The following is a 21,700-nucleotide window of genomic DNA, read 5'->3' on the forward strand; positions in this document are numbered from 1 at the left end:
AGGATGGGTCTTCGGTGGGGGCGCGGTCGGAACCGGGTGCGGGGAAGGTGGGTCGCGCTGGCCGGCGCCCTGATCGTGGTCGCGGGCGCGGTCACGGGCGGGATCGCGGCCGGACGGGGCGGCGGCGGGCCCGCCGTGCGGGAGAGCGACGCGATGCTCACCGGCGCCGGCGGGGTGCGGCTGGACACGTCGTACTTCACCACCCCCGGCGGCGGGCGCCGTCCCGCCGTGCTGCTCGCGCACGGCTTCGGCGGGAGCAAGGACGACGTCAGGCAGCAGGCGCGGCAGCTGGCCCGGCACGGGTACGCCGTCCTGACCTGGTCCGCGCGGGGGTTCGGCGACTCGGGCGGGCGGATCGGGCTGAACGCCTCCGACGGCGAGGTCGCCGACGTCTCCCGGCTCGTCGACTGGCTGGCGAACCGTCCCGAGGTGCGGCTCGACGCTCCGGGCGACCCGAGGGTCGGCATCAGCGGCACCTCCTACGGCGGCGCGATCTCGCTGCTGGCCGCCGCGTACGACCACCGCGTCGACGCCGTCGCTCCCCGCGAGACGTACTGGAACCTCGCCGACGCGCTGTTCCCCGACGGCGTCTACAAGAAGCTCTGGACCGGCATCCTCTTCTCCGACGGCTCGCCCGAGATCGCGACCGGCACCGGAGCAGCCCCCTCCGCCTCACCCTCCGCCTCCGCGCCGCCCGGCGGCACCGCCACCGGCGCGGCCGAGGCCCGGGCAAGGCCGCTGCCAGCGCCACCCCGGCCGCCGGTCCGAGCACGCCGTCCGCGGCGTCCGCCGCCCCCGGCTGCGGCCGGTTCGAGCCGTCGCTGTGCGCGCTGTACGACCGGGTCGCCCAGGCGGGCCGGCCCGACGCCGCCGCCAGCGCCCAGCTCGCCGCGCTGAGCCCGTCCGCCGTGGCGTCGCGCATCGACGTCCCCGCGCTGATCGTGCAGGGGCAGACCGACTCGCTCTTCCCGCTCGACCAGTCCGACGCGATGGCCGCCGCGATCCGTGCCAACGGCGCCCCGGTGGACGTCGACTGGATCGCCGGCGGCCACGACGGGGGCGACGTCGAGCAGCCGCGGGTGGACGCGCGGGTCACCGCGTGGTTCGACCGCTACCTCAAGGGCGACCGGTCCGCGTCGACCGGCCCCGCCTTCCGTGTCACCCGCACCGGCGGCCTGGACTCCACCGACGGCACCACCGTGCTGCGCGGCGCCGACGCCCCCGCCTACCCGGGGCTCTCGGGCACCGCCAGCCGGCAGATCGCGCTGATCGGGCCGCCGCAGCGGATCACCAACCCGGCCGGCGGCTCGCCCCCGGCGATCTCCGGCGTGCCCGGCTCCGGCGCGCTGGCCCAACTCTCCCAGCTCAGCCCGGACGCCGGCCTGGCCACCGACTTCCCCGGCCAGACCGCCGCCTTCGTCTCCGCCCCGCTGGCCGCCCGCACCACCGTCACCGGCGCCCCGGAGGTCACCGTCCGGGTGGCGACCAGCGCACCCGAGGCGGTGCTCTTCGGCAAGCTCTACGACATCGCCCCCGACGGCAAGCGCACGCTGGCCGCCGGGCTCGCCGCCCCGGTGCGGGTGGCGGGGACGCCGAGCGGCACCACCGTGCGGGTGCGGCTGCCCGCCGTGGACCACGCCTTCGCCGCCGGCCACCGGGTCGGCATCGCCCTCGCCACCACCGACCTGGCCTACGCGAGCCCGACCGCGCCCGCCACGTACGACGTCTCCCTGGCCGGCCAGGACGCGGTGGCCCTGCCGACCGACCCCGCGCTGACGGCCGAGGCCACCGGCGTACCGCGCTGGGTGTGGGTGGCACCGCCCGTCGCGGTGCTGCTGGCCCTCCTGCTGCTGGCCACCGGACGCCGCCGGCTGCGCCCCGGCCCGGCCGACCCCGCACTGGCCGGGGTGCCGCTGGAGATCACCGGCCTGGGCAAGCGGTACGCGAAGTCCAACGACCGCTGGGCGGTGCGCGAGCTGTCGTTCCGGGTCGAGCGCGGCCAGGTGCTCGGGCTGCTCGGCCCGAACGGCGCGGGCAAGACCACCACGCTGCGGATGCTCATGGGCCTGATCCGCCCGGACGAGGGCGGCATCCGGGTGTTCGGCGAGGCGGTGCGGCCCGGCGCCCCCGTCCTGTCGCGGATCGGTTCCTTCGTGGAGGGCGCCGGCTTCCTGCCGCACCTGACGGGCCGGCAGAACCTCGACCTGTACTGGCAGGCCACCGGCCGGCCCGCCCAGGACGCGCACCTGGCGGAGGCGCTGGAGATCGCCGACCTCGGCGCCGCGCTGGACCGGGCGGTGCGCACCTACTCGCAGGGCATGCGGCAGCGCCTCGCCCTGGCGCAGGCCATGCTCGGCCTGCCCGACCTGCTGATCCTCGACGAGCCCACCAACGGCCTGGACCCGCCGCAGATCCGGGAGATGCGCGAGGTGATGATCCGGTACGCGGCCGGCGGGCGGACCGTCATCGTCTCCAGCCACCTGCTGTCCGAGGTGGAGCAGAGCTGCACCCACCTGGTGGTGATGGACCGCGGCCGGCTGGTCACGGCCGGTCCGGTCGCCGACATCGTCGGCTCGGCCGACACCGTGCTCGTCGGCGTGGAAGGCGGCACGCGCGCGACGCGCGCGACGCACCCGGCGGGCGGGGCCGTCGGGACGGACGCGTCGGACGGGACGGACGGGGCCGTCGGGACGGTCGACGTCGGCCAGGACGTGGTCGGCCAGGACGTGGTCGACGCGGTGGCCGCGCTGCCGGGCGTCGCCGCCGCCGTCCGGGAGGAGGACGGGCTCCTGGTCGTGCTCGACGGCGCCACCCCGGCCGTCCTCGTGGCCGAACTGGTGCGCCTGGGCGTGCCGGTGGCGCGGGTCGGCCCGCACCGCCGGCTGGAGGACGCCTTCCTGACCCTGATCGGAGGCTCGGCATGACCACGACCGCGGACGGCGCGAGGACCCCGCCGGCCCCGGCCGGGCCCGGGGGCGCCCCGGCTACCGGCCCGGAAGGACGCTGCGCCTGCGGGTGGAGGCGCGGCGGCAGCTGAGGCGGCGGCGCACCATGGTGGTCGGCGCGCTGCTGGTGGCGCTGCCGTTCGTCCTGATGGCGGCGTTCGCGGTGGGCGGCACCCCGTCCGACGGTGTCAACGGGCCGACGCTCGTCGACACCGCGACGGCCTCCGGAGCCAACTTCGCCGCCACGACGCTGTTCGTGTCCGCGGGGTTCGTGGTGGTGGTGCCGGTCGCGCTCTTCTGCGGCGACACGGTGGCCTCCGAGGCGGGCTGGTCCAGCCTCCGCTACCTGCTGGCCGCGCCGGTGCCCCGGGCCCGGCTGCTGGCGGTGAAGCTCACCGTGGCGCTGGGCTTCAGCGCGGCCGCGACGGTGCTGCTGCCGGCGGTCGCCCTGGCCGCCGGGACCGCCGCGTACGGCTGGGGCGGGCTCCAGCTGCCGGCCGGGGGAGTGCTGCCGGCCGGCACCGCGGCGGCGCGGGTGGGGATCGCGGTGGCGTACATCTTCGTGGGACAACTGGTCACCGCGGCCCTGGCCTTCTGGCTGTCCACGGTCACCGACGCGCCGCTGGGCGCGGTGGGCGGCGCGGTCGGGCTGACCATCGTCGGCAGCGTGCTGGACGCGGTGACGGCGCTGCACGGCTGGCGCAGGGTGCTGCCGGCGCACTGGCAGTTCGCGTGGCTGGACCTGATGCAGCCGACCGCCGAGTGGTCGGGGATGCTCCAGGGCGCGAGCGTGTCGTTCTGCTACGCGGTGGTGCTGGTGGCGCTGGCCTTCCGCGGCTTCCGCACCAAGGACGTGGTGTCCTGAGGCCGGTGGCGCACCGGCGCCCGTCGGCCCCGGGGCCGCGCCGGGTCGGGCCGGACGCCGTCGGCTGAGCCGGTGTCACACCCCTTGCCGGGCGGCGCCGTTACGTGTGTCATGGTCACGGCCACGTAAAAAAGTCCTCCGTTCGGGTAAAACGACCGCCGGTGATCGTTTGCCGGCCTTGTCCTGGGCATGATCTGTGAGGCCGCGACGGGCGCCAACCGCCGCGGCAACCGTGTGCCGGGACCGCCCGGCCGCGGCGTCCCCTGTCCGCACCGCACCCGCACGTGAGCAGCAGAGCAAACCCGCACCACGTACGAGCAGCACGAACACGCCAGGAGAGCCGCCACCACGAAGGAGAGTCCATGCACACACCCCGCCCTCGGCGCACAGCCGCGGTCGCCGCGGCAGGGGCAGCCGCCCTCACCGCCGCCACACTGGCCGCCGCACCGTTTTCGGGTACGGCGGCCGCTGCCGGCCACGCCGCGGCCCCGGTCGTCAAGGCGGTGCCCGCGGTGTCCGGGCACGAACTCGTCAAGGGTGCCGGCAGCCCGCTGACCACCGCCCAGTGCCAGGCCCAGTGGGGCATCAACTGCTACAGCCCGCTGCAGTACCGGCAGGCGTACGACCTCAATCCGCTCTACCGGGCCGGCGTGACGGGCCGCGGCCGGACGATCGTGATCGTGGACTCGTTCGGCTCCCCGACCATCCAGCACGACCTGGACGTCTACAGCAAGCAGTTCGGGCTGCCCAGCACCCAGGTGCAGGTGGTCAAGTGGGGCGACGTGCCGCCGTTCGACCCGACCAACTCCGACCACACCGGCTGGGCCGGCGAGACCACGCTGGACGTCGAGATGGCGCACGCGGTCGCCCCCGGCGCCCACATCGTGCTGGTGGAGACGGGCGTGGCCGAGACCGAGGGCGTCACCGGCCTGCCGGAGATGATGGACGCGGAGAAGGCGCTGATCGACAAGGGTGTCGGCGACGTCATCACGCAGAGCTTCGGTGCGACCGAGGACACCTTCCCCGGCTTCGACCAGAAGGACTTCTCCAGCATCGAGAACCTGCGGTACGCCTTCAAGGACGCGGAGCGGCACGGCGTGACCGTGCTGGCCTCCTCCGGTGACGGCGGAGCCACCGACTCCACCGAGGACGGCTCGGACGACTACCCGTACCCGGTCAACTCCTGGCCCTCCGCGGACCCGCTGGTCACCTCGATCGGCGGCACCCAGCTCCACCTGGACGCGACGGGCGACCGGACCGCGCCCGACAGCGTCTACAACGACTACGGCGCCGGCGGCGGCGGCCAGTCGCACGTCTTCTCCCGGCCCGCCTACCAGAACGGCGAGCGCCAGGTGGTCGGCGCGCAGCGCGGCACGCCCGACGTGTCGATGGCCGCCGCGGTGAACGGCGGCGCCTGGGTGTACAGCAGCTACGACCCGACCGCCACGGGCTGGGACGTCTACGGCGGGACCAGCGAGGCCAGCCCGCTGTTCTCCGGCATCATCGCCCTGGCCGACCAGGCGGCCGGCCACCGTGTCGGCGACATCCACACCGCCCTCTACGCGCTCGCGAAGACCGGGAAGCTCGGTGGGGTGGTCGACGTCGCGGACGGGACGAACAACAGCTACGACGGCGTCACCGGCTACACCGCGGTGAAGGGCTACGACCTGGCGACCGGCGTCGGCACCGTCGACGCGGCCCGCTTCGTGCCCGCGCTCGCCCTGCTGAGCCCGCGGCGCTGACCGTCGCCGGGCGCGCCCCGCCAGGGGCGCGCCCGGCCGGGCCCGGCGGCCGGCCCCGAACGGGGGCGGTGGCCGCCGGGCCCGTCGGTGTGCGCGGAAACCGGGTGGAAGCCGCGTGGAACGCCAAGGACACCACGCGGAAGCCGGTCGGAACGGGCTCGGCCGTGGGCCCGACGGGCGCCGCGACCGGCGCGGGGGGAGAGCAGGCGCAGGGGGTGCAGGGGGCGCGAAGGTGCCTGCTCGGGGGTGCGCGCACCGGCCGGGCGCGGGTGTGCGGGCCGTGCCGCGCCGGCGTGCGGGCGGAGGATACGGCCCGCGTGCCCCGGCCGGGGCAGGTTCGCCCCATTGGGACAGCGGAGATCACCAACCTGGTTACGGTCGGTCAACCGCCTTGATTGGCAGGACTCTTGACAGTCAGGTGGTCCAGACCAACAGTATTGGTCCAGACCAGCACTGCCCCCGGTGCCGGTAGACCCCACCCCGAAGGGAGCGCGGTCCATGACGGGACCCGTTCGCGAAGTCTCCACCCCGGCCGCCCCGGCCCGAGCCTGGCGCCGCCCCCGCGCCCTGCTCACCGCGGCGGTCACCGCAGCCGCCTCGGCCGGCCTCGTGCTGACCGGCGCGGCCGCCCACGCGGCCGCCCCGGCCGCCGCCACCCCCGCGCGTCGGCCGCCACCGCGCTGCCCAGCCACGTGTTCGCCCCGTACTTCGAGGCGTACAACGGTGACAGCCTCTCCGGCCTGGCCACCTCGTCCGGCAACAAGTACCTGACGATGGCCTTCCTCCAGACCGCCAGCGCGGGCTCGTGTACGCCGGACTGGAACGGCGACAGCTCCACCCCGGTGGCGCAGGCGAACTTCGGCAGCGACATCGCCTCGATCCAGGCGTCCGGCGGCAACGTCATACCCTCCTTCGGCGGCTACGCGGCCGACACCACCGGCACCGACATCGCCGACAGCTGCACCAACGTGAACTCGATCGCCGCCGCGTACGAGAGCGTCGTCACCACCTACAACGTCACCCGCATCGACCTGGACGTCGAGGCCGACTCGCTGAGCAACGCGGCCGGCCTCAAGCGCCGCAACCAGGCGGTCAAGCTGGTGCAGGACTGGGCCGCCGCCAACGGCCGCACCGTCCAGTTCTCGTACACCATGCCCACCACCACCTCGGGCCTGACCAGCGGCACCCTCGGTGACGGCTCCGGCTACTCGGTCCTCCAGGACGCGGTGGCCGAGGGCGTCAAGATCGACGTCGCCAACATCATGACGTTCGACTACTACGACGGCGCCACCCACAACATGGCGACCGACACCGAGACCGCCGCCCAGGGCCTGCACGACGAGCTGGCCCAGCTGTACCCGTCGAAGACCGACGCCCAGCTGTGGAACATGGTCGGCGTCACCGAGATGCCCGGCGTGGACGACTACGGCCCGGCGGAGACCTTCACCACCGCCAACGCCACCACCGTCTACAACTGGGCGGTCGCCAAGGGCATCAACACGCTGTCCTTCTGGGCGCTCCAGCGCGACAACGGCAACTGCCCCGGCAGCGGCGCGTCCGACACCTGCTCGGGCATCTCGCAGAGCACCTGGCAGTTCAGCCACGCCTTCGAGCCGTTCAGCGGGGGCAGCGGCACCACCACGCCGCCGGCCACCAACGACTTCTCGGTGTCGCTGAGCCCGGCCGCCGGCTCGGTCGCCGCCGGCGGCTCGACCACCACCTCGGTCAAGACCGCCGTCACCGCCGGCAGCGCCCAGAGCGTCTCGCTGAGCGTGGCCGGCGCGCCCTCCGGTGTCACCGCCACGCTGAGCCCCGCCTCGGTCACCGCCGGGGGCAGCGCCACCCTGACGCTCAAGGCGTCGTCCCCGGTGGTCAACGGCAGCTATCCGCTGACCGTCACCGCGAAGGCCGGCACCACCAGCCACACCGCCACCTACACCCTCACCGTGACCGGCGGCACCTCCGCCTGCACCGCGCAGCAGTGGAGCTCGTCCGCCATCTACGTCGGCGGCGACACGGTCTCCTACAACGGCCACACCTGGCTGGCCAAGTGGTGGACCACCGACGAGGTCCCCGGGACCACCGGCCAGTGGGGCGTCTGGCAGGACGAGGGCGCTTGCTGACCGCAGTGCCCCGAGGTCGAACGGACCCGGCTCATCCAATAGAGTCTGTCCACACGTCTACGCTTGTGTAGTCACCGGCTGTAGCAGGACGGGATCGGGCACGCCCCTGGGCGTGCCCGATCCCGTCCGCACGGGTGGCACCGCGTCGGACGGACCACGGAAGAGAGCACCGCGACACCCAGGGGACGGGAACCACCCATGAGCGCCATCGGCGTCGGCCAGGCCGTCATTCTCGGCATCGTGGAAGGACTGACCGAGTTCCTGCCGGTCTCCTCCACGGGCCATCTCAAACTGGTCGAGGGTCTGATGAACATCCCCGTCGACGACGACTCCGTGGTGGGCTTCACCGCGGTGATCCAGGTCGGCGCGATCGCCGCGGTGTTCGTCTACTTCTTCAAGGACATCGCCCGCTTCGTCAGCGCCTGGCTGCGCGGTCTCACGCACAAGAGCGAGCGCACCAACCACGACTACAAGTTCACCTGGTGGGTGATCTACGCCACCATCCCCATCGTCATCGTCGGCCTCGCCGCCAAGCCCCTCATCGACGGGGCGCTGGGCTCCCTGTGGGTGGTGGCGATCTCGCTGATCGTCGGCAGCGGTGTGATGTGGGCCGCCGAGCAGATGGCCCGCTACAAGCGCACCGAGGAGCAGGTGACCTTCGCCGACGCGATGATCGTCGGCTGCTCGCAGATCCTCGCGCTGCTCTTCCCCGGCTTCTCCCGCTCCGGCGCCACCATCTCCACCGCGCTCATCCGCGACCTGGACCGCATGGCCGCGACCCGCCTGTCGTTCTTCCTCGGCCTGCCCGCGCTGACCGGCGCCGGCCTGTACGAGCTCAAGGACGCGACCAGCGGCGGCGTCAGCACCTCGGCGCTGGCGGTCGGCACCCTCGTCTCGTTCGTCGTCGCCTACGCCTCCATCGCCTGGCTGCTGCGCTACGTCGCCCGCCACAACTTCAACATCTTCGTGGTCTACCGGATCATCATCGGCTTCCTGCTCATCGGCCTGCTGGTCACCGACACCGTCCAGCCCTGAGCCGGCGAGCCGCGAACCGTCCTCCGCGCCCGGCGCGCGGAGGACAGTTCGCGGCTCGTTCCCGGTTCCGCATTGACTCCCCGGTTGGTCCGGACCTACGGTCCAGAGCGCATCGCGATCCCCACAACGCGACCGAGGAGACCCGTGTGACCAGAGCTCCCGCACCGTCCTCCCGCGCCACCCCCACCCCCACCCGCCGCCGCGGGCGCACCGCCGTCCTGGCCGCGCTCCTGCTGATCCCGGCCGGCGCCGGCATCGCCCTCGCCGGCCCCGGCACCGCCGTGGCGGACACCGTCCCCACCCTCCCCACCGCCCCCACCACCGTCGTCAACGCCGGCAGCGGCAAGTGCGTGGACGCGAGGTCCGCCGCCACCGCGAACGGCACCGCCGTGCAGCAGTACACCTGCAACGGCACCGCCGCCCAGACCTGGCAGTTCACCCCCACCGACAGCGGCTACTACCGGATCGGCGCCGGCTCCGCCCCCGACCAGGTCTGGGACGAGACCGACGTGTCCACCGCCGACGGCGCCCTCACCCAGCTGTGGCTCTACGGCGGCGGCGCCAACCAGCAGTGGCAGCCGGTCGCCGAGTCCGGCGGCACGTACCACTTCGTCAACCGCAACAGCGGCAAGTGCCTCGACGTGCCCTCGGCGTCCACCGCCGACAGCGTCCAGCTCCAGCAGTACACCTGCAACGGCACCGCCGCGCAGTCCTTCACCGTCACCGGCTCCGGCGGCGGCACCACCACCCCGCCGGCCGGCACCCCGGACTTCGGCCCGAACGTCACCGTCTTCGACCCGTCGACGCCGACCGCCACCATCCAGGCGGACGTCAACGCGGTCTACAGCGCGCAGGCAGGCAACGAGTTCGGCACCCAGCGCAACGCCCTGCTCTTCACCCCGGGCACCTACAACGTCGACATCCCCGTCGGCTACTACACCGAGGTGGCCGGCCTCGGCCTCAGCCCCGACCAGGTGAACATCACCGGCGGCGGCGTCCACGTCGCCGGCCACACCAGCGACGGCAACGCCACCCAGAACTTCTGGCGCGACGTCGAGAACATGTCCGTCACCCCCAGCTCCGGCAGCACCATGTGGGCGGTCTCCCAGGCCGACCCCTTCCGCCGGATGGACGTCCACGGCGGCATGCTCCTCTACGACAACACCCACGGCAGCTCCGGCAACTGGTCCAGCGGCGGCTACATCGGCGACTCCCGCGTCTCCGGCCAGATCAACTCCGGCACCCAGCAGCAGTTCCTCACCCAGGACACCGCGATGACCGGCGGCTGGACCGGCAGGAACTGGAACATGGTCTTCGTCGGCGACACCAACGCCCCCGCGACCAGCTTCCCCAACCCGCCCTACACCACCGTCGCCCAGAGCCCCACCACCGAGGAGAAGCCGTTCCTCTACGTGGACGGCGACGGGAACTGGCAGGTGTTCCGGCCCGCCCTGCGCACCAACGCCCAGGGCCCGGACTGGACCAGCGGCACCCCCGCCGGCACGTCCATCCCGATCAGCCAGTTCTACATCGCCAAGGCCGGCGACACCGCCGCCACCATGAACGCCGCCCTCGCCGCCGGCAAGAACCTGCTCGTCACCCCCGGCGTCTACCACCTGTCGAGCCCGCTGAACATCACCCGGCCGGACACGGTCGTGCTCGGCATGGGCCTGGCCACCCTGGTGCCCGACAACGGCGCCACCGCCGTCACCACCGCCGACGTCGACGGCATCGACATCGCGGGCCTGCTGATCAGCGCCAACACCACCAACTCGGCCACGCTCATGCAGATCGGCCCCAGCGGCGCCACCGCCGGCCACGCCGCCGACCCGACGGTGCTCCAGGACGTGTTCTTCCGCGTCGGCGGCGACATCGCCGGCAAGGCCACCACCACGCTCGTCATCAACAGCGCCGACGTCATCGGCGACGACCTGTGGCTGTGGCGCGGCGACCACTCCAACGGCGTCGGCTGGAACACCAACCCCGCCCAGCAGGGCCTCGTCGTCAACGGCGCCGACGCCACGATCTACGGCCTGGCCGTCGAGCACTACGAGAAGTACCAGACCACCTGGAACGCCAACGGCGGCCGCGTGTACTTCTACCAGAGCGAGACCCCCTACGACGTACCCGACCAGGGCAGCTGGACCACCAGCGGCGGAGACCTCGGCTACGCGTCCTACAAGGTCGCCAACTCCGTGACCTCCCACGAGGCGTGGGGCGTCGGCGTCTACGCCTACCTGCGCGACAACCCCTCCGTCGTCCTCGGCCACGCCATCGAGACCCCGACCCTGTCGACGGTGAAGTTCCACAGCATGGTCACCACCGTCCTCGGCGGCGACGGCACGATCAACCACATCGTCGACTCCTCCGGAGGGCAGGTCACCCCGAGCAGCAACGTGGCCGACCTCGTCAGCTACCCGTAGGCCCGGTCCGACCGCAGCCGCGGCGGAGACAGGAACGGCGGCTCCCCGGTCCGGAGACCGGGGAGCCGCCACCTGCCGCCCGGCCCGTCCCCCACCGGCAGGTCAGCGGGCGACCGGGAGGGCCGTGCCCGTGCCCGGCAGGGCCGGCGGCGCGCCGGGTCAGGCCGGCGCGCCGCCGGGGCCGGGCCGGGCTCAGGCCAGCGTCGCCTCGGTGGGCTCCCACCCCTCGGGCAGCAGCTCGACCCGCGGCGCCGCCGACTCCAGCGCGAGCACCTCGTGGCGCTCCGCCGAGTCGGTCACCGTGGACATCAACTCCAGCACGTGCTGGGCGAGTTCGCCCGAAGCACGGTGCTCGCCGCCGGACCGCAGCGCCCGGGCCATGTCCAGCACGCCGATGCCGCGCCCGGCCGTCGTCCCGGTGACCGGCAGCTCGCGCCAGTCCTCCTCGCCGAACGCCTGGACGCGCACCGGCCCCTCGAAGGTGTTGGGGTCGGGCACCGACAGGGTGCCCTCGGTGCCGGTGATCTCGATCATCCGGCGCGACACCGAGGAGTCGAAGCTGAACGTCGCCGACGTGCTCGGCCCGCCGGCGAAGTCCAGCAGCGCGTGCACGTGCGTGGGCACCTCCACCTCGAACTCCGTGCCCGCCTTCGGCCCGGAGCCGATCACCCGGCGCTGCCGCGCCTGCCGGGCGGTGGCCGACACCCGGGCCACCGGCCCGAAGAGCGCCACCAGCGCCGTCAGGTAGTACGGGCCGATGTCGAACAGCGGCCCGGCGCCGCGCTGGAAGAGGAACTCCGGGCTCGGGTGCCACGACTCCGGCCCCGGGCCCTGGGTGACCGCGGTCACGCTGACCGGCTCGCCGATCAGCCCCGCCGCCACCGCCCGCGCGGCCGACTGCAGGCCCGCGCCCAGGAAGGTGTCGGGCGCGCTGCCCACCCGCAGGCCGTGCTCCTGCGCCTCGGCGAGGATCTTCGCCCCGTCCTGCGGCGCCAGCGCCAGCGGCTTCTCGCCGTAGACGTGCTTGCCCGCCCGCAGCGCCGCCGTCGCCACCTCGGCGTGCGCCGCCGGGATGGTGAGGTTGACGACGATCTCCACCTCGGGCAGCGCCAGCACCGACGCCACGTCGCCCGAGTGCGGCACGCCGTACGCGTCGGCCTGGGTACGCGCCCGCTCCTGGTCCAGGTCCGCCACGCCCAGCACCCGCACGTCCGGGAACGTGCTCAGCGCCTTCAGGTACTGGTCGCTGATGACCCCCGCGCCGATCAGCGCGACGCCGACCGGTCCCGCCCCGCTGCCGCCGCTCATGCCAGGCCCGCCTCAAGTCCGACCAGGTACGAACGGCTCTCGGCCACCGCGTCGAAGATGTCGGTGGCGCAGGAGTCGAGCTCGACGATGCGCTGCGCGTTCGGCGCGGCGGCCAGGATCGACGGGATGTCGATGACGCCCTGGCCGGCCGCGGTGTGCGGCTGCTCCTTGACGCCCGGGCCGTCCTTGACGTGCAGCGCCCGCACCCGGTCGCCCAGGGTGCCCAGCAGCTCCGGCACGTCGGCGCCGCCCACCTGCGCCCAGTAGGTGTCGACCTCCAGGAAGACCTCCGGGGCGAGCTGGTCGGCGAGCACCTCCAGCGCGGTCCGGCCCTCGAAGCGCGGCTCGATCTCCCACCAGTGGTTGTGGTAGCCGATCCTGATGCCGTGCGCGGCGGCCTTCTCGGCGAAGCCGTTGAGCAGGTCCGCGGCGCGGCCCAGTCCGTCGGCGGTGGTGAACCACTCGTGCTCGATGCCGCCGGGGATGATCGCCAGGTCGGTGCCGACGGTCGCGACGGCGTCGAAGACCTCCCCCGCGTCCCTGTCGAACAGCGCGTACGCGTGGGTGCTGGAGACGGTCACGCCCAGGTCGTCGAGGAGCTTGCGGAAGCCGGCCGGGTCGGCGGTCGGGTCGTACGCCTCGACCTGGCGGTAGCCGATCTCGGCCAGCCGGGTCAGGGTGCCGTCGCGGTCGGCGGCGATCTGGTCCCGCAGGGTGTAGAGCTGGATGCTCAGCGGGTACGGGGATGCGGTCATCGAGACGATGCCTCCATGGCAGTACGGCGGGTGAGGAGGTGCGGGTGGGCGGGGGCGCCGCCGGGCGGCCGCCGGGGCCGTCGGGCGGCCCCGGCAACCGGGTGTCCGGGGTGGCCGGGTGTTCGGGGTGCGGGTCCGGTCGCGGGCGACCGGGACGGCTCATCCGACGATGAGTGGCCGCAGCGTGCGGTGGGCGATCTCCAGGCCCTGGGTGACCCGCTGGACGTCGCCGCTCCAGACCGGGTCCTCGTGCTCCACGGAGAGCACTCCGGTGAACCCGCCCTCGTAGAAGGTGTCCACCACGCGGCGCCAGTCGACGTCGCCCAGGCCCGGCACCCGGTAGCGCCACCAGCCGCTGTCCCAGCCGTCGGCGCGGGCGACGGTGCGGCCGAAGAAGCCGTAGCGGTCGCGGGCGCGCGGGTCGAGCTGCGCGTCCTTGGCCTGCGCGTGCGGAATCCGGTCGATGTACGGCTTGAGCGCCGCCACCGGGTCGATGCCCAGCCACATCAGGTGCGACGGGTCGTAGTTGAGGTAGAAGCCGAGGTCGAACATCCACTCCCACAGCTCCGGGGAGTAGGCGAGGTTGCCGGGGTAGCCGTCGGGGTGCCACCCCTCCATCACGCAGTTCTCGATGATGATCTTCACGCCGCGCTCGCCGGCGTACTCCACCAGCGCCGGCAGCTCCCGCTCCGCCTGGGCCAGGTTCTCCTTGACCGACAGGCCCGGGTGGCGGCCGATGAACGTGCCCACGTAGTCCACGCCCAGCAGCGCCGCCGCGTCCACGTTCGCCCGCACGTGGGCGGCGATCTCGGCCCGGCGCGCCGGGTCCGGGTGCAGGTTGTTCTCGTAGTAGGCCAGCGCCGACAGCTCCAGGCCGTGCCGCTCGAACAGGCCGCGCACCGCGTCCGCGTCGGCCTTGCCGAACGAGGCCACGTCGATGTGGCTGGCCTCGAACTCGCGCGACCCGGTCGACGGCCAGGTGGCCACCTCCAGCGCGTCGTAGTCGTGCGCCGCCGCCCACTCGGCGATCCGCTCCAGCGGCAGTTCCGGCAGGCAGGCCGTCAGGAATCCGAGCTTCATGGTCAGTCGACCTCTTTCCAGGACCGGTCGGCCGCCGAGGCCAGCACGGCCTCGGTCAGCCGCACCATGCGGGCGGCATCGTCGAACGTCGGGAAGGACGGTGCGTCCTGCCCGCCGGTGCCGCCCTCGCGGACGGCCGTGTGGACGTCGCGGACGAACGCCGCGAAGCAGTCCAGGTAGCCCATGGGGTGGCCGCCGGGCACCACCGACAGCCGCGCCGCCTCGGGCGACAGCAGCGCGGGGTCCCGCAGCGCCTCGACGTTCTCGCCGCGGCTGCCCACGAAGAGCGACTCGGGGGCCTCCTGGTCGAAGGCGAGCGCGGTACGGGCGCCGTCCACCTCGAACCACAGCCGGTTCTTGCGGCCGGGGGAGATCTGGGAGACGGTGACCGCGCCGGTCGCCCCGCCGTCGGTGCGCACCAGCAGCTGCACCACGTCCTCGGTGGCCGGCCGGCCGCCGGCCCGGTCCACGGTCTGGGTGAGCGCGGTCAGCTCCACCACCCTGTGGCCGGTCACCCACTCCACCAGGTCGAACCAGTGCGAGCCGATGTCGGCGAACGCCCGCGAGGGGCCGCCGGCCACCGCGTCCACCCGCCAGTTGGTGTCCTCGGGCAGCGCCAGCCAGTCCTGCAGGTAGTGGCCGTGCACCAGCCGTACCTCGCCGGCCCGCCCGTCGCGCACCCGGGCCCGCGCCTCGGCGGCCATCGGGTGGTAGCGGTACACGAACGGCACCGCCGCCACCACGCCCCGCGCCCGCGCCAGTCCGGCCAGCGCGTCGGCCTCGGCCGAGGAGGTGGTCAGCGGCTTCTCGCACACCACGTGCTTGCCCGCCCGCAGCGCCAGCTCCGCCAGGCGGGCGTGCGCGTCGTTGGGCGTGCAGATGTGCACCACGTCCACCTCGTCGCTGGTCACCAGCTCCTCGGAGGAGTCGAACGCCCGCTCCACGCCGAGCGCCGTGGCGGCCTCCTTCGCCCGTGCGGGCGTCGAGGCGCTGACGCCGACCACGGGCGCTCCCGTGCGGCGCACCGCGTCCAGATGGACCCGCCCGATCATGCCGGTTCCGGCGATAGCCGTACGCGGCAACGACGGATTCCTCGCTGTATGACCCAAGACTGCCCTCCACTTCGGTTCGGGAAGACGCTAACCACCAGTCTTTAGGTTTGACAATGGCGAGATTTACGCTAACTTCTGTCATAAATCAGTTCGCGCCGCCTCGCTCCCCGCCGGCGGTGGCCGCCCGGCCCGCCGCGGAGCCCGCCACGGGCCCGGCCGGGACCCCGCCGCGCCGCACCGCGCGGGCGGCACCCGGGCCGGCGGGCACCAGCAGCGAAGGGCAGGCGCAACCGTGGCCTCAAGTGGCGATCGGCAGCTCGGCTCGCTGAGCCAACTGGCCGGACTGGTGGCGAGCGGCACCACCCGGCGCAGCCAACTCGCCACCGCCACCGGCCTGTCCAGGGCCGCCGTCGCCCAGCGGGTGGACCTGCTCATCGACCGCGGCCTGCTGGTGGAGACCGGCACGGTGGCCACCGAACGCGGCCGCCCGCCGCTCGCGCTGCGGCTCTCCTCGGACAGCTCCGTGGTGTGCGCGGTCGACCTCGGCGCCACCCACGCGGCCGTCGCCCTCGCCGAACTCGGCGGTACCGTCGTGGCCGAGGCCACCGACGACATCGACATCAACGACGGCCCCGACGCCGTCCTCGCCGCCCTCGGCGGCCAGATGGGCCGGCTGCTCGCAGCCGCCGGCCGCCCCGCCGAGCACGTCCGCGCCATCAGCATCGGCCTGCCCGGACCCGTCGAGGCCAGCACCGGAACCGTCGTGCGGCCCCCCATCATGCGCGGCTGGGACGGCTACCGGGTGCCCGGCTTCTTCGAGGGCCGCTACGCCGCCCCCGTCCTCGTCGACAATGACGTGAACATGATGGCGTTGGCCGAGTACGCCCACCGGCCGGACACCGCGCACCTGCTGTACGTCAAGGTCGGCACCGGCATCGGCTGCGGCATCGTCTCCGGCGGTGTCGTCCACCGCGGTGCCAGCGGTGCGGCCGGCGACATCGGCCACATCCGGGTGCCCGGCCACGACGACGTGCTGTGCCACTGCGGCAACACCGGCTGCGTGGAGGCCGTGGCCTCCGGCGCCGCCATCGCCGCCCGGCTGCGCGAGGCCGGTCTGCCCGTCGAGCACGCCGCCGACGTCGTACGGCTGGTGGCCGCCGGGGACCCGCTCGCCCGCCGCCAGGTGCGGCTGGCCGCCCAGCGGATCGGTGACGTCCTCGCCTCGCTCGTCAGCTTCTACAACCCCGACGCCATCGTCCTCGGCGGCAGTATCGCCAGCCTCCACGACGACCTGCTCGCCGACATCCGCGCCGCCGTCTACCGCCGCGCCCTGCCGCTGGCCACCCGCACGGTCGCCATCGAGACCACCGTCCTGGGCCACCGCGCCGGTATCGAGGGCGCGCGCCGCCTCGCCGTCAACCACCTGCTCTCGCCGGCCGGCATCGCCCGCATCCTCAACTGAGCCGTCCCGGCGCGGACTTCCACGTCAGGGGTCAACGGGTCCGCGGAACAGGCGGCATGACGGTTCGTCGGATATCCGCTGACTGGTCGGCGCGGCGTCAAGTACCCCGCTCGTGGCCCGGGTTCAGGTCCGGCGCACCGAGCGGGGGCCGGTGACGGCCGCGCCCTGTCCTTCCACGCGGGCGCGCAGGCCGCGGTCCGCCGTCACCACCAGGCAGCGGCGGCCGGGGGCCGAGGCGGCCACCCGCGCCGCCAGCTCCGCGACCAGGTCGTCCCCGCTGCCGGGCGCCGACTCCACGGCCACCCCCGGCACGGACGGCACGCCCCGGGCGGCGCCCTCCACCACCAGCACAACCTCCACCGGACCGCCCACCGCCCAGTCCGGCACGCCCTCCCGGGGCGGGAGGCCGGCCGCGGCCACCGGGACCAGCGCGTCCCGCAGCCGCTCGGCCGCTCCGCGCCGGTCCCGCCACCAGCCGTCCGGCACCGAGCCCACGACGTTCGCGCCGTCCACCACCACCAGCAGCGGGAGCGGCCGCCCGCCCGCGGGCCCGGTCACCGCCGGCTCACCTGCCCTCGCCGTCCACCGGGTCGGCTTCGGCGGACAGGTGCGGGAACCTCAACTCCATCCGGCTGCGCAGCACCTCGCCCGGCCGCAGCACCGTCGAGGGGAAGTCCGCGCGGTTCGGCGAGTCCGGGAAGTGCTGCGGCTCCAGGCACACCGCCCCGTGCGGCCCGTAGCGGTGGCCGTCCGGACCGGTCAGCGAGCCGTCCAGCGAGTTCGCCGTGTACACCTGCAGGCCCGGCTCGCTGGTGCGCACCTCCAACGTCCGCCCGCTCTCCGGGTCGTGGAGCACCGCCGCGGTACGGGCCGCACCCGGCTCCGGAGCCTCCCGCAGCACCCAGCAGTGGTCGAAGCCGTCGACCGCCCGCACCTGCCGGTCCGGCGAGGCCACCCCGGCGCGCAGACCGCGTGCCCGGGTCAGGTCGAAGGCGGTACCGCGGACCGGCAGCGGCGGCCCGTCGGGGATTCCCACCGCGTCGATGGGCAGGTACGCGTCGCCGTCCACCCGCAGGGTGTGGCTGAGCACGTCGCCGGAGCCGGCGCCGGCCAGGTTGAAGTACGCGTGGCTGGTCAGGTTCAGCACGGTGGCGCGGTCGGTGTGCGCCTCGAAGTCCAGGGACAGCGTCCCGTCGTCGTCCAGCGCGTAGACGGCCGTCACCCGCACCTCGCCGGGGAAGCCCATGTCGCCGTCCGGGCTGACCAGGGACAACCGCAGCCCCGCCCCGTCCGGCAGCGCCTCCGCCGCCCACACCCGCCGGTCGAAGCCCTCCGGCCCGCCGTGCAGGGTCTGGCCCCGGTCGTTGGCCGGAAGCGTGTACGTCTCGCCGTCCAGCGTGAACGTCCCGCCGGCGATCCGGTTGCCGTACCGTCCGATCAGCGCGCCGAAGTACGGGCTGACCTCCTGGTACGACTCCAGGTCCGGCAGGGACAGCACCACGTCCGCCAACCGCCCCCGCTCGTCCGGCACCCGCAGGGCGTGCAGAATGCCACCGTAGGTGAGCACCTCCACCTCGACCCCGCACCCGGCCTTCGCACTCCACCGCTCCACCCCGGCGACATCGCCGAAGGGCTCCCCGCTCCACACGACCATCCCACACTCCCAAGGCTCGGCCCCGTGCCCCTACCGTCGCATACGCGCGGTGCGGGTCCGCAGGCGGGGGAGCGCTCACAAGCGGAGGCGGATACGCGTACCCCCCGGGGCGGTTGGGGCGGCCCGCCCGCACGTGGGGCCGCGGCGGACGGGCCGGGGCGGGCGGTGCCGGACGCCGGGAGCGGACGGACGTCGTGCCGCGTGGGGGCGGTGCGGCGGGCCGGGGCGACGGCGGTGGACGCGGGCGCGGGGCCACCCGGTTTCGCGCTCCGCCGTGCCGGGGCCGCCGTCATGTGAGCGCTCGCCATCGCGTGGCATGAGGGCAGCCCCCTCCGGTCCGATCGTCACACCGGGTAGGCGTGAGCCCCCGCCACCCCGTGAGCCCCCGCCGCCCCGCGAGCCCCCGCCGCCCGCGGGCGGCGGCGCCGGGGGACGGCATCGGGGACGGCTCGGGTGTCGGTGGAACCGGGTCGGGGGCCGGTGTCGGCGGGACCGGGTCCGGCGCGGGCCCGGGCGGCAGCGGGCCCGGGCCGGGCGGGGCGGGCACGGGGTGCGGCGACGGTCCGGGTACCGGGTTCGGCGCAGGGGTGGGGACCGGGTCGGGTCCCGGTACGGGCTCGCCCGGCCGCCGGGGTGCTGGTGCGGGGAACGGCTCGGTCATCGGGACTCCCGTCGCAGGACGTGTCACCCGGCGACAGGCCGCCACCGGGCCCCGCCGGAGCGCCCTGGGGTCCGCTCCGACGCCCGGTCGCCTACCCGGCCGCTCTCCCGGCACACCCGGTGCCGCCGGGTGGCGTCCGAGCGGGTCGGGTTCCCCTCCCCTCCTCGAATCTCCTCGAAACCCGTTTGAACCAGCACAAGAGCCCATACCACGGACAACTGCGGCGGAAAGTGGGCGAAGCTATCCTTGAAGCCGTCCTCACCACGTCCCTACGTCCTCAACACTCCTCACCTACGCGCTCCCCAGCTGTGCCCCCGACCCCGGAGCAGGTGGATGACAGCCAGCAACCACACCGGACGCGCCCGCTACGACCCCCGCACCGGCGCCTCCGCCAGCGGACGCCCCGTCCCGCCGGACACGGCACCGGGGGAGCGGCTGGCCCTGACCGGCATGGGCAGCTTCGACTGGGACCTCGACCAGGGCGTGATCGACCTCGACGAGGCCGGCCTGCGCGTCTTCGACCTGCGGCGGGAGGAGTTCAACGGCCGCCCCGACGCCCTCGTGACGCGGGTGACCCGCGAAGAGGGGGACCGGCTGGACCGGGTGGTGCGGCAGGCCGTGCAGTCCGGCGGCCGCACCTACGGCGCGTACTTCCTGATCACCCGGCGCGACGGTGTCAGGCAGTGGACGCACACGCAGGGCACCGTGGTGCGCGACGCGACGGGACACGCGAGCCGGGTCGTGGGCATCGTCCGGGATGCCACCGCCGAGCTGAGCCAGCTCCCCGGCGGCGTCTCCGGCGAGGGCGGCACGGACGCGGCGACGCTCCCGGGAGGCTCCGGCACCCAGCGCGCGGGCTTCCTGGCCACCCCTTTCCCCACCGCCGTCGCCCGCACCACCGAGGCGCTCTCGCACGCCGTCACGGTGGAGGACGTGACCGCGGTCCTCGCCGGCAGCGGCGGCCTGGAGCGGTTCGGCGCCGACGGCCTGGCGCTGTCCCTGGTCGAGGGGACCGCCATGCGCTTCGTGGCCGCCAACGGGGAGCTCGCGGAGCGGATGATGCCGCTGGAGCCGGTACGGCTGGAGACGGCGCTGCCACTGGCCGACAGCGTGCTCCACCAGCGCCCGCACTTCTTCGCCGACCCGGACGAGCTCCGCGAGCGCTTCCCCCTGATGCTGTCCTTCCTGGAGCGCAGCAGCTCCGTCGGCTCGGCCGCGTTCCTGCCGCTGATCGCCCAGGCGCGGTCGGTCGGCGGGCTCGCGCTCTTCTACCGGGGGCGCGTTCCGTTCACCCGGGAGCAGCGCGAGCTGGCCGTCGTCATCGCCGGGATCGTCGCGCAGTCCCTCCAGCGCGCCGTCCTGTTCGACCAGGAACGCGAGTTCGCCACCGGCCTCCAGGCGGCCATGCTGCCGCGCCACATACCCCGCTTCGAGGGCGCCGAGATCGCCGTGCGCTACCACGCGGCCTCCGTCGGCCGGGAGGTCGGAGGCGACTGGTACGACGTGGTGGCCCTGCCGCAGAACCGCGTGGGACTGGTCGTCGGCGACGTCCAGGGGCACGACACGCACGCCGCCGCCGTCATGGGCCAGCTGCGCATCGCGCTGCGCGCCTACGCCGCCGAAGGCCACCCGCCCTCCACGGTGCTGGCCCGAGCCTCCCACTTCCTGGCCGAGCTGGACACCGAACGCTTCGCGACCTGCTCGTACGCCCAGGTCGACCTCACCACCGGCACCGTGCACACGGCCCGGGCCGGCCACCTGGGGCCGCTGGTGCGGCACACCGACGGCCGCACCGGCTGGCCCAACGTGCGCGGCGGCCTGCCGCTGGGCCTGGCCGAACCCCTCGACCAGCCGGAGTTCCCCGAGACCCGGCTGGACCTGGTCCCCGGCGAGACCCTCGTCTTCTGCACCGACGGCCTCGTCGAGGAGCGCGACACCGACATCACCGTCGGCATGGAGGCGCTGGCCGAGGCCGTCCACCGCGGCCCGCAGCGGGTGGAGGAGCTGGCCGACCACCTCGCCGAAAGCCTCTGGCGGCGCTGGGGCTCCAACGACGACGTCGCGCTGCTCGTCCTGCGCCGCACCCCCGACCCCGGCACCTCGCGCGCTCCGCGCGTCCACCAGTACGTCCACCAGGCCGACCCCGAGGGGCTGGCCGACGCGCGGCTGGCGCTGCGGCAGGCGCTGACCGCGTGGCACTTGGACGAGTTCGCCGACGACGTGGAACTGGCCGCCGGAGAACTGCTGGTCAACGTGCTGCTGCACACCGAGGGCGGGGCCGTCCTCACCCTGGAGGTGCTGCCCGAACCCGAGCGCCGGGTGCGCCTGTCGGTCCAGGACCGCTCCAGCGTGTGGCCGCGCCGCCGCTCGCCCGGAGAGGCGGCGACCTCCGGCCGCGGCCTGCTGATGATCGACGCGCTCGCCGCCGCCTGGGGCGTCGAGCCCCGCGGCGACGGCAAGGCCGTCTGGTGCGAGTTCGGGCCCGCCCGGGCCGGCGCCGCCCCCGCCGAGGGGAGGACGACCGCCGGGCCGGACGGCGCGGGGGCCGCGCCGGACGCCGCCTGACGGCTGGTCAGCGGGTGCCCGGGGCGCCCC

13 protein-coding genes and 1 pseudogene are annotated in these 21,700 nt (G+C 74.4%); 8 read left to right on the plus strand and 6 right to left on the minus strand.

What is annotated here, in order from left to right; genetic code table 11:
* Positions 1-174: 174 nt before the first annotated feature.
* From BS72_RS28510 to BS72_RS28535, 6 genes and pseudogenes are all read left to right on the plus strand, one after another.
* A pseudogene (locus BS72_RS28510) lies at positions 175-2,924 on the plus strand (alpha/beta fold hydrolase).
* Between the two features lie 79 nt (positions 2,925-3,003).
* On the plus strand, positions 3,004-3,810 hold the full coding sequence (locus tag BS72_RS28515) for an ABC transporter permease (RefSeq protein WP_051951782.1): 807 nt from the start codon (positions 3,004-3,006) through the stop codon (positions 3,808-3,810).
* A 362-nt stretch (positions 3,811-4,172) separates the two neighbouring features.
* The gene (locus BS72_RS28520; protein ID WP_037914669.1) at positions 4,173-5,552 is read left to right on the plus strand and encodes a S53 family peptidase; all 1,380 of its coding nucleotides are present in this window, start codon (positions 4,173-4,175) and stop codon (positions 5,550-5,552) included.
* A gap of 692 nt (positions 5,553-6,244) precedes the next feature.
* The gene (locus BS72_RS28525; protein WP_407639026.1) at positions 6,245-7,675 is read left to right on the plus strand and encodes a glycosyl hydrolase family 18 protein; all 1,431 of its coding nucleotides are present in this window, start codon (positions 6,245-6,247) and stop codon (positions 7,673-7,675) included.
* A gap of 198 nt (positions 7,676-7,873) precedes the next feature.
* Complete coding sequence (locus BS72_RS28530) at positions 7,874-8,710, plus strand: undecaprenyl-diphosphate phosphatase (RefSeq protein WP_037914671.1); 837 nt, start codon at positions 7,874-7,876, stop codon at positions 8,708-8,710.
* A 146-nt stretch (positions 8,711-8,856) separates the two neighbouring features.
* Positions 8,857-11,133 carry an RICIN domain-containing protein gene (locus tag BS72_RS28535; protein WP_407639027.1) on the plus strand — a complete coding sequence of 759 codons (2,277 nt, stop codon included), beginning with the start codon at positions 8,857-8,859 and terminating at the stop codon, positions 11,131-11,133.
* A gap of 192 nt (positions 11,134-11,325) precedes the next feature.
* Here the strand turns inward: BS72_RS28535 and BS72_RS28540 are convergent, their stop codons facing one another.
* The 4 genes from BS72_RS28540 to BS72_RS28555 all read right to left on the minus strand — a co-directional run bounded on the left by BS72_RS28540 (position 11,326) and on the right by BS72_RS28555 (position 15,358).
* The gene (locus tag BS72_RS28540; protein WP_037914674.1) at positions 11,326-12,441 is read right to left on the minus strand and encodes a Gfo/Idh/MocA family protein; all 1,116 of its coding nucleotides are present in this window, start codon (positions 12,439-12,441) and stop codon (positions 11,326-11,328) included.
* Positions 12,438-13,196: a sugar phosphate isomerase/epimerase family protein gene (locus BS72_RS28545; RefSeq protein WP_037914676.1), complete on the minus strand. Its 759-nt coding sequence runs from the start codon at positions 13,194-13,196 to the stop codon at positions 12,438-12,440. The genes BS72_RS28540 and BS72_RS28545 overlap by 4 nt, the downstream gene beginning before the upstream one ends.
* A gap of 159 nt (positions 13,197-13,355) precedes the next feature.
* Positions 13,356-14,276, minus strand: a complete 921-nt coding sequence (locus tag BS72_RS28550) for a sugar phosphate isomerase/epimerase family protein (RefSeq protein WP_037914679.1) — start codon at positions 14,274-14,276, stop codon at positions 13,356-13,358.
* A 2-nt stretch (positions 14,277-14,278) separates the two neighbouring features.
* Positions 14,279-15,358, minus strand: a complete 1,080-nt coding sequence (locus BS72_RS28555) for a Gfo/Idh/MocA family protein (protein ID WP_078901700.1) — start codon at positions 15,356-15,358, stop codon at positions 14,279-14,281.
* 262 nt (positions 15,359-15,620) lie between these two features.
* On the opposite strand from BS72_RS28555, the gene BS72_RS28560 reads away from it, so the two are divergent.
* Positions 15,621-16,790, plus strand: a complete 1,170-nt coding sequence (locus BS72_RS28560) for an ROK family protein (RefSeq protein WP_037914682.1) — start codon at positions 15,621-15,623, stop codon at positions 16,788-16,790.
* 123 nt (positions 16,791-16,913) lie between these two features.
* Here BS72_RS28560 and BS72_RS28565 read toward each other — a convergent pair whose 3' ends face one another.
* Complete coding sequence (locus tag BS72_RS28565; protein ID WP_051951783.1) at positions 16,914-17,348, minus strand: NTP pyrophosphohydrolase; 435 nt, start codon at positions 17,346-17,348, stop codon at positions 16,914-16,916.
* 7 nt (positions 17,349-17,355) lie between these two features.
* Complete coding sequence (locus tag BS72_RS28570; protein ID WP_037914683.1) at positions 17,356-18,444, minus strand: aldose epimerase family protein; 1,089 nt, start codon at positions 18,442-18,444, stop codon at positions 17,356-17,358.
* Between the two features lie 994 nt (positions 18,445-19,438).
* Here BS72_RS28570 and BS72_RS28575 point away from each other — a divergent pair.
* Positions 19,439-21,670 (plus strand): SpoIIE family protein phosphatase, encoded by a 2,232-nt coding sequence (locus tag BS72_RS28575; protein WP_078901701.1) that lies wholly within the window; start codon positions 19,439-19,441, stop codon positions 21,668-21,670.
* The last annotated feature ends 30 nt before the right edge of the window (positions 21,671-21,700 follow it).

Origin of the sequence: Actinacidiphila yeochonensis CN732 (assembly GCF_000745345.1) — a bacterium.
Taxonomy (GTDB): Bacteria; Actinomycetota; Actinomycetes; order Streptomycetales; family Streptomycetaceae; genus Actinacidiphila; species Actinacidiphila yeochonensis.

Bases quoted from the DNA above. Each gene is read 5' to 3' on its own strand.
- BS72_RS28520 (WP_037914669.1), top strand. From the start codon at position 4,173: ATGCACACACCCCGCCCTCGGCGCACAGCCGCGGTCGCCGCGGCAGGG.
- BS72_RS28570 (WP_037914683.1), bottom strand. From the start codon at position 18,444: ATGGTCGTGTGGAGCGGGGAGCCCTTCGGCGATGTCGCCGGGGTGGAG.
- BS72_RS28540 (WP_037914674.1), bottom strand. From the start codon at position 12,441: ATGAGCGGCGGCAGCGGGGCGGGACCGGTCGGCGTCGCGCTGATCGGC.
- BS72_RS28550 (WP_037914679.1), bottom strand. From the start codon at position 14,276: ATGAAGCTCGGATTCCTGACGGCCTGCCTGCCGGAACTGCCGCTGGAG.
- BS72_RS28575 (WP_078901701.1), top strand. From the start codon at position 19,439: ATGACAGCCAGCAACCACACCGGACGCGCCCGCTACGACCCCCGCACC.
- BS72_RS28530 (WP_037914671.1), top strand. From the start codon at position 7,874: ATGAGCGCCATCGGCGTCGGCCAGGCCGTCATTCTCGGCATCGTGGAA.
- BS72_RS28545 (WP_037914676.1), bottom strand. From the start codon at position 13,196: ATGACCGCATCCCCGTACCCGCTGAGCATCCAGCTCTACACCCTGCGG.